Genomic DNA, 16,130 nt, shown 5'->3' on the forward strand with positions numbered 1-16,130 from the left:
CCGGGGGCGAACCAACGGCGCCAAAAGCTTGGGGACAGCTCCTCGGAGCCAGGAAGACCGGGCTGAGGGGGCGTGGACGGATGGCGCGGGTGGGTCAGCGCGCGATCCGAAAGTAACACCTCGGACGGCGCAGGGGACGAACCGTGCGGTCGGCAGTTCGGGGCTTTTTTCCAATTCCTTGATTATTTTCATTTTATTGGACTTGGGGTCGGGTTGTGATAAAGTCACGAACCGCCGGTGCTAGGTCCGCCAATTATAATAGGGTTTTTAAGCGTTTTAGCAGCGGCGGATCGATATTTTCGCAATCCCCGGATTCCTGTTGGCGAATGATGCCGGCCAACGATTGATGTGGCTTCGGTCACCCACTCATTCAGATGATACCGCACAATAGCTTGGTCCTTTACAAGGGCGGTCCAGCCCGCGTCGCCGCCATCGGCGAGAAATTGGAAATCGCCTTGGAAGATGGCCGGCTATTGCGGGTTCGTCCCAAGGATGTGGTCCTGCTGCATCCGGGCCCGCTGGCGGATCTGACAAAACTGGACGCACCGGCCGGTGAAGTGGAGGCGGCTTGCGAGCTGTTGGATGGCAGTCAGACTACTTTAGCCGAATTGGCGGAACTGGTGTATGGGACCTATACCCCGGCAACCGCCTGGGCAACGTGGCGGTTAGTGGATGAGGGCTTGTATTTCAAGGGTTCACCGCAAGCCATCAGCGTCCGGCCGCTGGCGGAGGTTTCGAGCGAGCGAGCCGCGCGCGAGGCGAAGGATGCGGAACGGCAGGCGTGGACCGGTTTCATCAATCGGGCGCGGGCGGGCCGGTGCGCGCCGGAGGACGCGCCGTATCTGAGAGAAATCGAAGAAGTGGCCTGGGGCCAACGCGAGCAGAGCCGGGTGCTTCAGGCGCTGGATTGCGACCCGAACCCGCAAAAAGCTCACGCCTTGCTCTTACGGTTGGGCCATTGGGATGGCGGAATGAATCCCTATCCGCGCCGGGTCGGCGCGACGCTGACGGCGCCGGCGGTGGGATTGCCGCCTCTGCCCGACGAACCCCGGCTGGATTTGACCGCGCTGCCGGCTTACGCCATCGACGATGAAGGCAACCTCGATCCCGACGACGCGCTCAGCCTGGACGGCGACCGGTTGTGGGTGCATGTGGCCGATGCGGCCGCGTTGATTTCGCCGGATAGCCCGGCTGACCTGGAAGCGCGGGCGCGCGGAGCGACGCTGTATCTACCAGAAACCACCGTGCCAATGGTGCCGGAAGCGGCGGTCAACCGGCTGGGATTGGGGCTGCTGGAAGTCTCGCCAGCCCTGTCGTTCGGTTTGACGTTGGATGCGGAAGGCTCGGTGACCGATGTCGAAATCGCCCCCAGTTGGGTGCGGGTGCAACGCCTGAGCTACGGTCAAGTGGAAGAGCGCTTGGATGAACTGCCATTTCGCGGTTTTTACGAGCTTGCCGAACGCTATCAAGCCCGCCGTCGCGCCGGCGGCGCGGTGTTCATCGATTTGCCGGAAGTCAAGATCGAAGTAATCGGGGGCCGGGTTCACATCAAACCCTTGGCGCGGTTGCGCAGCCGGATGATGGTGACCGAAGCGATGCTGATGGCCGGCGAGGCAGTCGCTCGCTTCGCGCGAGAACGCGAGCTGCCGTTTCCTTACACCACCCAGGACGCCACCGATAACCCCGAACGCGCGCCCTCAGGCTTGGCGGCGATGCACGCGCTGCGGCGCGGCCTGCGCCCGCGTCAGTACAGCGGCCAACCCGGCCCGCACGGCGGCTTGGGCTTGGCGGTTTATTCCCAGGTGACCAGCCCGCTGCGCCGCTATCTGGATTTGGTCGCCCACCAGCAGTTGCGGGCGTTTTTGCGCGGCGGCCCGGTGCTGGACGCCCAAGCCATCATCGAGCGAGTCGGCGCGGCGGAAGCGGCGGCGGCGGGGGTGCGGCGGGCCGAGCGCCTGTCGCGGGAACATTGGACGATGGTCTATCTCCAGCAGCATCCGGATTGGCGCGGCGAGAGCGTGCTGGTCGAGAAGCGGCAGCCGCGCGGCGCGGTGTTGATTCCGTCGCTGGCCTTGGAGACGCGGGTGAAGGTGGCGGAGGAGGTGTCGGTCGATAGCGTGGTGCCGCTGCGCTCGACCGGAGTGGATTTGCCGGAGCGCGTGGCGCGCTTTCGGGCGGAACGCTGAGGCGGAAACCGGGCGGTTCGGCCAGAGGGTCGAACCGCCCGAATTCGCTCAATAGCTCAGACCGAAGCCGAACGGATACAGCGTGTCCTTCTCCGGATAGCCCGGAACATCCGGCTGGTTGTCGATCACCGCCTGGAGGTTATTGGCCAAGGCGAACGGCATTCTGCCTTGCGGTTTGAACTTGCCGCTCAACACATCCAAAAGCGCGGTGTCGCTGACGCCGAAGCCGGCGACGATGGCACCCGCGTTTTTCAGGCCGCTGGCGTCGTCCAACACGAAGGCGTGGCGGAAATAAACGTGCAGGATGGTGTTTTGCGGTCCGACCTCGTTCATGACCGCCTGAATATCCGCCAGCGACGGCTTGATTTGCCAGGACTGAGAAGCCGCCATCGTCGTAAACGACAGGTTGTCAGCCTCCCACGGGAACACGCCGCCGAAGATCAAACCATTATCTAAACAGGTTTTATCCGAATCCGCGTAGGCGGTGGTCGCCACGCAGCGGTCCTCGGAGCCGTAGGGTTGATTGTACGGCTGGCCGGCCTTGATCGGTTTGAGGTGGTTGGGGTTGAGGCCCGTGGCCGGATCGTCGCTCTTGTAGGTCCCAGCGGCGCTCCGATTGACCAAGGCCGTCACCGAAATCAGCGCGTAATCGTGACCCGACGCCACCGGCCGCGCGCCGTTGATCCGCTGGTTGCCGTCGGTCACCGTGTAGCCGTATTTCTCGACGTTGGCCTTGGTGAAGTCGCCCATGATGTAGACCTTGGCCCCCGCCTTCAGCGGCAATACCTTGGCGTCGGCGGCGGTCCCCTGATTTTGCAACAAAACGATGGATTTGCGCTGGACGTCCAAGCCGGTGGCGCGGTTGGCGGCGCTGCCGATGATGCCGGCGGCCTGCGTGGCATCGACGTAGGGATTTTCGAACAGGCCGAGTTGAAACTGTTCTTTCAGCAGGCGTTTCACCGCCTCGTTGAGCCGAGCCTCGCTGACCAAGCCCGCCTTGACCAGATCGACGATGGTCTGATTGGTGTGGAAGCCGGATAACACTTCCGTGCCGCCGTTGATGGCGGTGGCGACCCGTTCCGGTACCGTTTTGTTTTCCAGGCCCCAGGCGCGGTCGTTGATGATGCCGGTGTCCGAGTTCACGTAGCCTTGGAATCCGAGCTGGCCGCGCAGCAGGTCGGTCACGATTTGCCGCGAGAAAGCGAAGCCGACCGGATCGTAAGCGACGCCCTCATGGGTGACGTTCACGGGTATGCCGTAATAGGGCATGATCGCCGAGACGCCGGCGTCGATGGCGGCCTTGAACGGTTTGAGGTGATAGCCGAATTGGCCGCCGGGATAAACCTGCTCCTTGCCGTGCGCGTAGTGCGGGTCGAGCCCCAGTTCTTGCGGCCCGCCACCGGGGAAATGCTTGACGGTGAGCGCGACCGCGCTGTCTTTGGTCACCGAAGTGCCGTCCTTGATCTTCTTGCCTTGCAGGGTCTGAACCAAGGTCTTGAGGATGTTCGCGCCGAGGTCGGCGTCCTGGGTGAAGGTTTCATGCACCCGGTACCAGCGCGGCTCGGTGGACAGGTCGGCCATGTAGCCGTACATGCCGCGTAGGCCGATGGATTTCCACTCCGCTCCCATGACCTCGGCGAACTGCTTGACCGCCGCCATGTCACCCACGGTCGGCGGTTTGTGGGTTTTGGCCGATTGCGCGCCCAGCGCGGCGGCGGCGATGCCGGCTTCCTTCGGAAACGCGGTGAACGCGCCCGCCGCTTCGTTGATGCCGGCGCGGGCGTCCGGGTCGATATGGTTGCGGGCGTTGGATTTGAACATGGCGGGGATGCCCAAGCGCGTGGCTTCCCGCATTTCTTGAATCGTATTGGTCCAGGTCGCGGCCTCCAGCGGCGAGATTTGGGCTCCGGAAAAGCCGGCGCCCGGCTTGCCGTCCGGGGTGGCGGTCACCGGATTGCGAAAGATGAAGCGGGACATCAACTGGGTGTTGATGTAATCCGCGGCGTTGGTGGTGGCGCTGGTCCCGGTTTTGCCTCCCACCTCCGCATTGAGGGTGTCGATCAGCATCATGCCCGCCTTTTCCTCCAACGTCATCCGCGACAGCAGGTCGTTGCTGCGCCCATCGACCGACAAGCGCCAGTCCTCGTAAGGGTCGAGCTTGCCGTTGCCGTTCGAATCCTTGAATTTCAGGCGTTTGACGGTTAAAACAGGCTTGACGCGGGCACCGATCTCCGGTCTTTTCGCCGACCGTTGGAGGTTTTCTGCTTGAGGCGTCAACCCCTCCTGGGCGTGGGCGCCATCGCCCGGCTGAATGGCCGCCAGCGCCAGGCCAACTGCGACCGCCAAGGCCGGCTTTTTTGGAAAAGCCGGTGCGGCTGCAAGAGATACAGCGGGGGTTTGAGAGACATGCTCATTTTTTTTCATGGGGTCTGTCCTTTGGTCGCACGAGTCGGCCGATGCGTCGCATGACCAGGGCGGTTATTGAAATAGGCAAGAGAGCCGTCGGTTGCCCGCGCGGGATGTTCCCCTCCACTCAGGCCTTGCGGGCGTGAGCCTGAATGGCGGTTAGGGCGATGGTGAATACGATGTCGTCCACCAACGCGCCACGAGAAAGGTCGTTCACCGGCTTGTTCAAGCCTTGCAGCATGGGGCCAAGCGAAATGACGTGGGCGCTGCGCTGCACGGCCTTGTAGGTGGTGTTGCCGGTATTGAGATCGGGAAACACGAACACCGTGGCCTGACCGGCCACCTTGGAATCCGGGGCTTTTTGATGGCCGACTTCGCGGACGGAAGCGGCGTCGTATTGCAACGGACCGTCGATGAGCAGATCGGGAGCCTTGGCCCTGGCCAGCTCGGTCGCTTGGCGCACCTTTTCCACATCGGCTCCGGCGCCGGAACTACCGGTGGAATAGCTGATCATGGCGACCTTGGGTTCGACGCCGAAAGCCCGCGCGCTGGCGGCGCTCTGCAAGGCGATCTCGGCCAGTTCGGCGGCGTTGGGATCGGGATTGATGGCGCAATCGCCGTAGACCAGCACCTGGTCGGGCATCAACATGAAAAACACCGAGGACACGATCGATGACCCCGGCTCGGTCTTGATGAGTTGCAAGGCGGGCCGCACCGTGTTGGCGGTGGTGTGGATCGCCCCGGAGACCAGCCCATCCACCGCTTCCAGCGCCAGCATCATGGTGCCCAGCACGACCGTATCCTGGAGTTGGTCGCGCGCTTGGGCAGGGGTGAGACCCTTGCTCCGCCGTAGCTCGACCAAAGGTTCCACATACTGCTCGCGCACCGTGTCGGACTCGATGATTTCCAAGCCGGGCGGCAGCGCGATGCCCTGGGCGGCGGCGGCGGTTTGGATGGCGGCCCGCTTGCCGAGCAGCACGCACCGAGCGATCCCCTTTTCCGTGCAAATGACGGCGGCGCGAATGGTGCGCGGTTCGTCACCTTCCGGCAGCACGATGCGCTGGTTGGCGGCGCGCGCTTTCTGAATCAACCGGTAGCGGAAAGCGGGCGGCGACATCTGGGTGGACGCGGGCATCCTGACATTATCATTCAGCACGCTGGCCCAAAGCTGGTCCGCCACGCTATCCAGCACGGCGTTCATCCGCGCGGCGTCGTCGGCGGGAACCGCGCCCGAAATACTCTGGATGCCGAGGGTGGTCAGGAAACTGTCGGTGGACACGCTGAGAATGGGCAGGCCGCTCTCGAACGCCTTCGAGGCCAGCTTACGCACCCGCGAATCGATTTCCGAACCGTGCGTCAGCATCAGGCCGGCCAGTTGCACGCCGTTGCTGGCCGCCAGCGCGGTGGCGAGCATCACGTCATCGCGGTCGCCCGCCACCATGATCAGGGCGCCGGGGGTGAGACGATGGATCATCTCGGCGGCGGAGCGGGCGGTGATGACGGTTTCCAGCACCCGGCGGGTGGCGATTTCGCCTTCGACCAGCACGCGGGCGTTCAAGTGGCGCGCCACATCCAGCGTGCGCGGCGCCAGCAGCGTCGGATTGTAAGGCACCACTCCCCACAGCGTAATGTCATCCAACGCCTCGCGGGCGGATTCGACATCGAACGAGGGTGGGGCCTTGTTGATGATGGCGCCGGCAATGTGGCAACCGACCTTGCTCATCCGCGACGCCATGTGTTTGATCTCCTCCAGCGCGTTGCCATGCTTGGCGCTGGCGACCAGAACGATTTCGGCTTTCAGGCTACGGGCGATCTCGGCGTTCAGGCGCGGCGTGAAGGGATGGATGGCGTCGGTGTGCATTCCCTCGGTCACCAGCACGTCGTTGCCTTCGGCGGCGCGCATACACAAACCGACGATTTCTTCCAGCAGTTCCGATTCCAGCCCCGCCGCCAGCCGCTCGTCGGCCAGGGTGATCGATATCGGGTCGGGGGTTTCGACCAGACAAATAGTGCGGGCGAAGTGGGTTGAGTGCTCGTTGGCGGTATGGTCCTCCGCGACTGGCTTGGTGAAGCCCACTCGGAAACCTTGATGTTGCAGGGCGCGCACCAATCCGAGAGCAACGGAGGTCAAACCGACGTTCTGACGGATCGGGATGAGGTAAAAAATCTGCATAATTCGGAATAAGTCATTAAAATTAAAATAAAATTAGGAAAATGCTCAGACGGAGATCTTGAACACGATCTTGCGCACGAGCCCGGCTTGCTCGGCTTGCAGCCCCGGCATGTGGGCGTCTTCGGGCCACAGCAGCATGAAGCAACCGTCAGTCAGGGTCAGAAAATCACCTTCGCCGTGCAGTAGCGAAAGATCGCGGCTTCCGTCGTGGGATTCCAGCGTCATGCGGTGCAACGGGGCGTAGCCGATGCGTTCGATGCCCTCGACGATGAACTGCAAGTCGATGTAGCGGCGATGCGCTTCCCAGAAGCCTTCGCTGGCGGGTTTGGTGTGGTAGCTCTGCGCCAACGCGAACAAGGCATCGCCCGCCAGGGAATGACGGCCCGCTGCAAGCGCTTTCAGATCGGTGGTCCGCAGGAAATCAAACGCTTGCTTGAACGGCGGACCCAGGACGGCGTAGCGTTCGGCATTAGCAAGATGATCGACGATCATGGCATTCGCTCGGAGTGGAAGGGGTTTGGGCCGATTGTCGGCATTAAGTTCAAGCCACCAGCGTTTGAGTCCCTTGCCAACGCGCGCCGGGCGCCAGGCGTATCGGATCGACGATCGCGGTCGCTTCGACGCAGACGAAGCGCTGATAATCGTCCGGTTCCATATCGGTCATGGTCGCGCACTTGGCCGCCGCCGGATTCCACACCACCGCATCCGGGAAGCCAGCGGCTTGAATCCGGGTGGTTCGAGTCGGTTCGATCAGCCGCAATTCGGCTGGCGCATTGAAGTAGATGCGGTTGACTTCGCCGTCGAAACCGAGACGCGGCGTGTCCTGCTGATGATCGGTCCAGCCCGCCGCCGCGTCCCGGTACCGCAAGCCCGCCAAATTCTCGACCGAAGCGGCGGCCAAGTCAGTGACGGCGAAATACGTGTGAAACCCGCTGGTGAACGAAAACGCTTCAGTACCGGTATTGCTCACAGCTAACGTCACCGCCAATTGCGTGCCGCCGACCGCAACTGTCAGTTCGGCGTGGAAGGGATTCGCCCAAAGCCGCCAGCGGTCATCGGTATCGCCCAGGCGCAAGATCGCCCGCGCGCTCGTGCCGACGACTTCCGCGCTAACCAACTCCCACGCCATCAGCCGCGCCAGCCCGTGCAAGGGCAACGGCCCCATCATGCCGAACTGCGGGAAGACCACCGGAATGCCCCCGCGAATCGGCGCGCCGGTGCTGAATTGCGACCGGCGACTCAAAAAGAGCCGTTCCGCGCCGCCCGCCGGAATCCACGAGGTGACATGTGCGCCATAAAGGTAAATCTCAGCTTGCGCCCTATCGGGCGCCAGCAGCGTCAGCTTGGGCAGATTGCCAGCGCCGGGAGCGATGGCGGGAGAAACGGAAGAGGAATTCAAAATGAGCCTCCTGTCGGTTCGGACCCACATCATGAAGTTGTCAGGGATGCTACCGGCTAGCCGCCCTTGGGACTCTCAGCGGATGACCCGCGCGCCTTTGCCTTTCATCGCCGCTTCGACTTCCTCGACCCGCACCATCGAGGTGTCGCCCGGCGTGGTCATCGCCAGCGCGCCGTGGGCCGCGCCGTACTCGACCGCCGCTTGCGGGTCTTTGCCTTCCAGAAAGCCGTAGGCCAGCCCGGAAGCGAAGCCGTCGCCGCCGCCCACCCGGTCGTAGATTTCCAGGTTATCGCGCTTCATCGACTCGTAGATCTTGCCGTCATACCAAAGGATGGCCGCCCAGTCGTTGACGGTGGCGGTCTTAGCGTTGCGCAGCGTGGTCGCGGCGACCTTAAAGTTCGGATAGTCCTTCACCACCGTCTTAATCATGTTGGCGAAAGATTCGGTTTGGATGTTGGTCAGATGCTCGTCGGCCCCTTCCACCGCGAAGCCCAGACAAGCGGTGAAATCTTCCTCATTGCCGATCATCACATCGACGTATTTAGCGATTTCGCGGTTGGTCCGCTGTGCGCCTTCCTTGCCGCCCTGGCTCTTCCACAGCGAGGCGCGGAAGTTGAGATCGTAGGCGACCACCGTGCCGTATTGCTTGGCGACCTGCACCGCTTCCAGCACCGCTTCGGCGGTATTCGACGCCAGCGCGGCGAAAATGCCGCCGGTCTGGAACCAGCGCACCCCTTCCTCGCCGAACAGTTTTTCCCAGTTCACTTCGCCGGGACGGATTTGCGAGGCCGCCGAATGGCCCCGGTCGGAACAGCCCAAGGCGGGACGGATGCCGAAGCCTTTTTCGGTGAAATTCAAGCCGACGCGGGTGTTGCGGCCCAGACCGTCGAAGTCACGCCAGATGACGTGCGACATATCGACGCCGCCTTGCATAATGAAATCTTCCACCAGCCAGCCCAGGTCGTTTTTCGGTAACGCCGTTACCACGGCGGCGCGCTTGCCCCAGCACTTGCGCATGGCGCGGGCGACATTGTATTCACCGCCGCCTTCCCAGACTTGGAAAGAGCGAGCGTTGCGCACGCGGCCGAAACCCGGATCGAAACGTAGCATCACTTCCCCGAACGAGGCGCAATCCCATTTGGTTTCGGCGGCGGATTTGATAGTCAACTCAGCCATTTCCGTATCCTCATCTTCTTAAATTTAGGCGTCACCGATCCCCTCTCCCTTTGGGACAGGGGCCAGGGGAGAGGTCGCATTCAGCGCGGTTTCAACGCGCTTGCCTCTTTCGCCAGCGCCGTAATCTTGCCCCAATCACCCGCCACCATCGCCGCTTTGGGCACCAGCCATGAACCGCCGACACAGGCCACATTCGGCAGCGCCAGAAAATCCGGGGCATTGTCCACTGACACACCGCCCGTTGGGCAGAACAGCACATCTGGGAATGGCCCGCCGAGCGCTTTCAACATGCCAATACCGCCCGCTTGCTGGGCCGGGAACAGTTTCAATTGCTGAAATCCAGCCTGCCGGGCGGCAATGACGTCGGAGGGGGTAAATACGCCAGGCAACAGCGGCAGCTTGGTCTGATGAGCAGCTTCAATCATGCTTGGGGTCAAGCCGGGGCTGACGCCGAAGCGCGCGCCCGCGTCCAACGATTTGGCGAATTCTTCCGGGCGGGTGAGGGTGCCCACGCCGACGATGGCGTCTGGCACCTCTTTGGCAATGGCGCGGATCGCATCCAGGCCGACGGCGGTGCGCAAGGTGACTTCCAGCACCCGCACCCCGCCCGCGACCAACGCTTTGGCCAGCGGCACCGCATGGGCTAGCTCTTCAATCGCAATAACCGGAATCACCGGGCCGGTGCGCATGACTTCGAGGACGTTCATGAAATAACTCGCTTTGAAAGTTGTCAGGTTACGACCGAAATGGGCCACGGCACGAATTCGTTCTGGCCGTAGCCGTGCAGTTCGCTTTTCGAGGGCTGGCCGGATGCGCAATCCAGCATCCGTTGAAAAATACGTGCGCCGACTTCGGCGATAGTGGTTGTGCCATCCACAATCTCGCCGCAGTTGAGGTCGATGTCTTCTTGCTGCCGTTGCCATAGCGCGGTGTTGGTCGCCAGCTTCAGCGAGGGCGTGGGCTGGCAGCCGTAGGCGGAACCGCGTCCGGTGGTGAAGCAGACCAGATTTGCGCCGCCCGCGACTTGACCGGTGGCCGACATCGGGTCGTAGCCGGGCGTGTCCATAAACACGAAACCCTTAGCGGCGACCGGCTCGGCGTATTCGTAGACTTCCACTAAGTTGGTAGTGCCCGCCTTGGCGACCGCGCCCAGCGACTTTTCCAGGATGGTGGTCAGCCCGCCCGCCTTGTTGCCAGCGGAGGGGTTGTTGTTCAATTCGGCGTGATTACGGGCGCAGTAGTCTTCCCACCACGCCAGCCGCCGGATGAGCTTGTCGCCGATCTCGCGCGACACCGCGCGGCGGGTCAGCAGATGTTCCGCCCCGTAGATTTCCGGCGTTTCCGACAGAATCGCCGTGCCGCCGTGGCGCACCAGCCAATCCACCGCTACGCCCAGCGCCGGATTGGCGGTGATGCCGGAATAGCCGTCCGAACCGCCGCATTGCAGCCCGACCGTCAAATGGCTGGCGGGTACGGCTTGGCGGGTGACGGCGTTAGCGGCGGGCAGCATCTGCTGGATCGCTTCGATGCCGCGCCGGACGGTTTTGGCAGTGCCGCCGCTGTCTTGAATGGTGAAGGTGCATAGCCGCTCGTTTTCCTTGAGGTTATGCGCTTGGAAAATGCCGCCGATCTGGTTGGTTTCGCAGCCGAGGCCGACAAACAGCACGGCGGCGAAATTGGGATGATGAGCGTAACCGGCCAGCGTCCGCCGCAGCAGCGCCAAGCCCGGCCCTTGTGGATCGATGCCGCAGCCGCCGCTGTGGGTCAGCGCCACCACGCCGTCCACGTTAGGAAAGTCGGCCAGCGCCGCCGGATTGAAGTCGTGCCGAAAATGATCGGCGATGGCGCGCACCACCGTGGCGGAACAGTTGACGCTGCTCAAAATACCGATGAAATTGCGGGTCGCCACCCGAGCATCGGCGCGGACGATACCCTGAAACGTCGCCGGTTCAGCCACATACGTGGTAGGTTTGGCGTCCACACAAAAAGCGTAGTCGCGGGCAAATTCGGCCATCGCCAGATTTTGGGTATGGACATGCTGTCCGGCTTCGATGTCCTGGGTGGCGATGCCGATGATTTGGTTGTAACGGCGCACCGGCTGACCCTGGGTGATGGCTCGCGTCGCCACTTTATGGGCAGGTGGAATCAAACCCGCCACCATCAGATTTTCCTCGGCGATGCGCTCGCCACCGACCAGTTGGCGACGGGCGATCACCACATCGTCTTGCGGGTGCAAGCGGATGATGGGGGAAAGCGCGCTCATCAGTCGGTTCCTAAACCGAAGTAACGGCTGGCGTTGCCGTAGCTGATGCCTTCGACGATCCGCTGTAATAGCGCCCAATCCTGCGGGTATTCGCCGTTTTCCACCCAGCCGCCAATCAGGTTGCACAGAATCCGGCGGAAATACTCGTGGCGAGTGTAGGACAGGAAGCTGCGCGAATCGGTCAGCATCCCGACGAACGCGCCGAGGTTGCCAAGATTGGCCAGCGCGGTCAGCTGCCGAATCATGCCGTCCTTCTGGTCGTTGAACCACCAGCCGGAGCCGAATTGCATCTTGCCGAGCACCCGTCCGTCTTGGAAATTGCCGATCATCGTCCCCAACACCTCGTTATGGATCGGATTCAGGCCATAGAGGATGGTGCGCGGCAGCCGATTATCGGCATCGAGCGCGTCGAGATAACGGGAGAGCTTGGCCGCCACCAAGCCGTCGCTGATCGAATCCCAGCCGGTATCCGGGCCGAGCTGTTTGAACATCCGGGCGTTGTTGTTGCGTAGCGCGCTTAGGTGCAACTGCATCGCCCAATCGTGCTGGGCGTATTCGCGGCCGACATGCAGCAGCACAGCGGTTTTGTATTGCTCGATTTCCTTGGGCGATAGCGCCGCACCCTCCAAACGGCGCGCGAGGATCGCATCGAGTTCGGCTTCGGTCGCTTCCTCATAAAACATGGCGATGTCGATGCCGTGATCGGACAGGCGGCAGCCGCGCTCGGCGAAGTAATCCAGCCGGGCGCTCAACGCCTTACGGACATCGGCGAAGCGGTTGATCGGAATGCCGCTCGCCTCGGCCAGCTTGGCGAGGTACTCGGCGTAATCGGCGCGGTCGATGTTGAAGGAGCGGTCGGGCCGAAAGGTTGGCAGCACCTTAATTGAGAAACTCTGGTCGGCGGCGATGGCGGCATGGTTGGCCAAATCGTCGATGGGATCGTCGGTGGTGCAGACGCCGCGCACCTTGGCGCTTTGCATCAAGCCACGGGCGAAAAATTCGGGTTGCTTGAGTTTGGTGTTGCAGATTTCCCAGAGCGCATCAGCAGTCTCGGCGCTGACCACGAGGTCGGTACCGAAAAAGCGGCGCAATTCCAGATGGCACCAGTGATACAGCGGGTTGCCGACGGCCAGCGGCAGCACCTCGCAAAAGCGGCGGAATTTGGCCTGATCGGGTTGATCGCCGGTGATGAAATCTTCAGTCACGCCAGACGAGCGCATGAAGCGCCATTTGTAATGGTCGCCGCCGAGCCAGATTTCGGTGATGTTACGGAACTGCTTGTTCTGGGCGATTTCCGCAGGTGGCAGGTGGCAGTGATAGTCGAGAATCGGCTGTGGCGCGGCGTATTCGTGGTAGAGCGTGCGCGCGGTCGGGGTTTCGAGGAGAAAATCCTCGTCCATAAACGGTTTAGCCATGATGCGCTCCGATTCGTGTCAATCCGGCCGCCAGCCCGTCGGCGGCGCCAACGATAACGAAAGTCTTTTAAAACCTATCCGACAACTCCCCTCGTCCCTTGGGAGAGAGGGGCTGGGGGTGAGGGTTCTTTATGCAAGCACTTAAATTTCCCGGCTCGCCCGTCCCGCCGCCGCCGGGGCAGGGGGGCGAGGACGATGCGGTTTAGCCTGGAATCAGCCATGAATCACGCCAAGTATTCGCGGCAAGGTCAGCGAAAACGCGGGGACGTAAGTGACTAGCATCAGGGTGGCGAACAACGCGCCGTAGAACGGCAGAATGGTGCGCATCACCTGACCGACCGAGATACCCGCGATGGCGCAACCGACAAACTGGGTGGTGCCCACCGGCGGGGTGTTCAGCCCCAAGGCGCAGTTGAGCAGGATCACGATGCCGAACTGCACCGGATGCATTCCGGCTTCCATCGCCACCGGCAGGAAAATCGGCGTGCAGATCAGGATGGTGGCGGCCATGTCCATGAAGGTGCCGAGGATGAACAACAGCAGGTTGATCATCAAGAAGATGACGATGGGGTTGGTCGAAATCCCCTTGAGGAACGAACCCATCAACTCCGCCACTTCATACAGGCCCATCAGATACTGGAACATGGTGGAAACGCCGATCAACAACAGCACCACGCCGGTAGTCTTGACCGCCTTGGCGGCCGCCTTGAGGAAGTTCCCCCAGGTCATCGTCCGATACAGGAAGAAAGTCAGGATGATCGAATAAGCCACCGCGACCGAGGCCGATTCGGTGGCGGTGAACACGCCCGACAGAATGCCGGTCAGAATGATGACGATCACCAACAGACCCGGCACCGCCGCCGCGAAACTGCGCGCTACCACCGGCCAGCCGGGAAAGACGCCGACCGGATAGCCGCGCTTGATGGCGACGTAATACGCGGCGACCAAGCAGCAGACCATCAGCAGGATCGCGGGCACGATGCCCGCCGGAATCAGCGCGCCCGCCGAGACGGTGCCGCCAGCGGCCAAGGTGTAGATGATCATGTTGTGGCTGGTCGGCATCAACGCGCCGGTCAGTGAGGCGTGGGTAGTGACGTTGACCGCATAATCGAGATCGTAGCCCTTGTCCTTCATCATCGGGATCATCACCGCGCCCATCGCCGACACGTCGGCCACCGGCGAGCCGGAGACACCGCCAAACAGGGTGCAGGCCACCACGTTGGTCAGGCCCAGGCCGCCGCGAATGTGTCCCACCAGCGCTTCGGAAAAGCGCACGATCTTATCGGCGATGCCGCCATACAGCATCAATTCGCCGCTGAACACGAAGAAGGGAATCGCCAGGAACGAAAAGATGTTCATCCCCGACATCATCTGCTGAAACAGCACCGCCACCGGCAGCCCTTCGTAGAGAATCGTGCAAATCGCCGACAAGCCGATGGCGAACGCCACCGGTACGCCGAGGATCAGAAAAAGCAGAAAGGTCAGACAGAGAATGGTTAGTGCCATGACGGAATCACCTCTTCACCCTTGAGGGCGGCCAGGATGTGTTCGATGGAAAACAGGATGATCATGATTCCACCCAGCACCAGCGGCACGTAACGCACCCATTCTTGTAAGGGAAGGTTCGGAATCTTGTAGCTCGCCTGCGTGCCCAGCACGAGGCCGTTGTAGATCATGGCCAGCGCGAAGGCGATGACCAGGATATGAATCAGCAGCTCGACCTGGTTGCGGAGCTTGTCCGGCAGCAGCACCAGCAGCGACTCCATGCCGATGTGGCCCGCGTCTCGCACCCCGGCGGCCGCGCCGAACAGGGTGACATAGAGCACCAGCACCAGGGCCAAGCTTTCGGCCCAGGTCGGCGGTTGGTTCAATACATAGCGGCCAAAGACTTGATAAACGACGATGGCGACAATGGCGAGTAAGCCAATGACCCCCAGATACATGGCGTAGCGCGCCAGAAACGCATTAAATTTGCTCAAGCCGCTGACGTAGGGTCGAGCCTCTGAGTCGGTTTGATGTTCCATAAGTGTGGTCCTGCGGGGAAGCGTGGGCGGTGCAGGAAAGGGCGCGACGCGATAACGCCGCCGCGCCCAATCGTTTTATTTGGTATCCTGAATCCGCTTCACCAGATCCTTGATCTTGGGATCGGCTGCGAACTTGTCATAGACTGGCTTCATCGCCTCGACCATCTTTTCGCGGTCTTCCACCTTGAAGACCTGCGTGCCCGCCGCTTCCACCTTGGCGCGGGCCTTGGTTTCGCGCTCGTCCCACAGCTTGCGCATCTCGGCGACCGATTCCTTGGCGGTTTGCCGGATTAGTTTTTGATCGTCCGGGGTCAGGGTGTCCCAAATCTTCTTGGAGAACACCACCACTTCGGGAGCCATCGAATGCTCGGTCAAGGAGTAATTCTTGGCGGCTTCAAAATGACTGGACGATTCATAGGACGGCCAGTTGTTTTCGGCCCCGTCGATCAGATGGGTCTTGAGGGCGGTAAACACTTCGCCGTAAGGCATCGGGGTGGCGTTCGCGCCCAAGGCTTCGACCATGGCCACGAACAGATCGGATTGCTGTACCCGCAGCTTCATGCCTTTCATGTCGGCCATGCTCTTGATTGGCTTGGCCGCTGTGTAGAAATTCCGCGCGCCACTGTCGTAATAGGCCAGACCGATGAAGCCTTGCGCTTCCATCGCCTTGAGGATGTCATCGCCGATGGCGCCGTCCAGCACCTTACGCATGTGGTCCTTGGAGCGGAACACGAAGGGCATCGCCAGCGCCAGAGTTTCCGGGACGATGTTATTGAGCGGGGCGACGTTGACTCGGATCATGTCGAGACCCCCGATCTTGATTTGCTCGATGGTGTCTTTTTCCTGGCCGAGCTTGCTATCCGGGAACACCTTGATGCCCATCTTGCCGCCGGAAAGCTCTTTCAGCCGTTCACTCATGAACTTGACGCCCATCACGGTCGGATAATCCGCCGGATGCGTGTCGGACGAACGGAAATCGCGGGCTTGCGCGACGCCGGCCAGCGCGATGGCGACGGCGGCGACAAGAGCTTTGGTCATGTTTTTCATTGGTTTTTCCTTCTTTGGTTGTAATACATTGAGCAGTAGAA

12 protein-coding genes are annotated in these 16,130 nt (G+C 61.8%); 1 reads left to right on the forward strand and 11 read right to left on the reverse strand.

Features of this window, described 5'->3' with window-relative positions:
* Window positions 1-374 precede the first annotated feature (374 nt).
* Window positions 375-2,186, forward strand: a complete 1,812-nt coding sequence (locus tag IPK09_02490; GenBank protein MBK7982483.1) for an RNB domain-containing ribonuclease — start codon at window positions 375-377, stop codon at window positions 2,184-2,186.
* A gap of 48 nt (window positions 2,187-2,234) precedes the next feature.
* On the opposite strand, the gene IPK09_02495 is transcribed toward IPK09_02490, so the two are convergent.
* From IPK09_02495 to IPK09_02545, 11 genes are all read right to left on the reverse strand, one after another.
* The gene (locus tag IPK09_02495; protein MBK7982484.1) at window positions 2,235-4,610 is read right to left on the reverse strand and encodes a glycoside hydrolase family 3 C-terminal domain-containing protein; all 2,376 of its coding nucleotides are present in this window, start codon (window positions 4,608-4,610) and stop codon (window positions 2,235-2,237) included.
* A 109-nt stretch (window positions 4,611-4,719) separates the two neighbouring features.
* On the reverse strand, window positions 4,720-6,765 hold the full coding sequence (gene pta, locus IPK09_02500; protein MBK7982485.1) for a phosphate acetyltransferase: 2,046 nt from the start codon (window positions 6,763-6,765) through the stop codon (window positions 4,720-4,722).
* Window positions 6,766-6,810: 45 nt separating this feature from the next.
* Window positions 6,811-7,257 carry a YhcH/YjgK/YiaL family protein gene (locus IPK09_02505; protein MBK7982486.1) on the reverse strand — a complete coding sequence of 149 codons (447 nt, stop codon included), beginning with the start codon at window positions 7,255-7,257 and terminating at the stop codon, window positions 6,811-6,813.
* Between the two features lie 49 nt (window positions 7,258-7,306).
* Window positions 7,307-8,164, reverse strand: coding sequence for a D-hexose-6-phosphate mutarotase (locus tag IPK09_02510; GenBank protein ID MBK7982487.1), 858 nt, complete (start codon window positions 8,162-8,164; stop codon window positions 7,307-7,309).
* 75 nt (window positions 8,165-8,239) lie between these two features.
* On the reverse strand, window positions 8,240-9,340 hold the full coding sequence (locus IPK09_02515) for a sugar kinase (GenBank protein MBK7982488.1): 1,101 nt from the start codon (window positions 9,338-9,340) through the stop codon (window positions 8,240-8,242).
* Between the two features lie 80 nt (window positions 9,341-9,420).
* On the reverse strand, window positions 9,421-10,047 hold the full coding sequence (locus tag IPK09_02520) for a bifunctional 4-hydroxy-2-oxoglutarate aldolase/2-dehydro-3-deoxy-phosphogluconate aldolase (protein ID MBK7982489.1): 627 nt from the start codon (window positions 10,045-10,047) through the stop codon (window positions 9,421-9,423).
* Window positions 10,048-10,070: 23 nt separating this feature from the next.
* Window positions 10,071-11,603 (reverse strand): altronate dehydratase, encoded by a 1,533-nt coding sequence (locus tag IPK09_02525; GenBank protein MBK7982490.1) that lies wholly within the window; start codon window positions 11,601-11,603, stop codon window positions 10,071-10,073.
* Complete coding sequence (gene uxaC, locus IPK09_02530; GenBank protein MBK7982491.1) at window positions 11,603-13,018, reverse strand: glucuronate isomerase; 1,416 nt, start codon at window positions 13,016-13,018, stop codon at window positions 11,603-11,605. Before uxaC ends, IPK09_02525 begins: the two co-directional genes overlap by 1 nt.
* 213 nt (window positions 13,019-13,231) lie before the next feature.
* Window positions 13,232-14,524 carry a TRAP transporter large permease gene (locus tag IPK09_02535; GenBank protein MBK7982492.1) on the reverse strand — a complete coding sequence of 431 codons (1,293 nt, stop codon included), beginning with the start codon at window positions 14,522-14,524 and terminating at the stop codon, window positions 13,232-13,234.
* On the reverse strand, window positions 14,515-14,961 hold the full coding sequence (locus tag IPK09_02540) for a TRAP transporter small permease (GenBank protein MBK7982493.1): 447 nt from the start codon (window positions 14,959-14,961) through the stop codon (window positions 14,515-14,517). The genes IPK09_02535 and IPK09_02540 overlap by 10 nt, the downstream gene beginning before the upstream one ends.
* 156 nt (window positions 14,962-15,117) lie before the next feature.
* Window positions 15,118-16,089 (reverse strand): TRAP transporter substrate-binding protein, encoded by a 972-nt coding sequence (locus tag IPK09_02545; GenBank protein ID MBK7982494.1) that lies wholly within the window; start codon window positions 16,087-16,089, stop codon window positions 15,118-15,120.
* Window positions 16,090-16,130 lie beyond the last annotated feature (41 nt).

The organism is Candidatus Competibacteraceae bacterium, assembly GCA_016713505.1.
Classification (GTDB): Bacteria; Pseudomonadota; Gammaproteobacteria; order Competibacterales; family Competibacteraceae; genus Competibacter_A.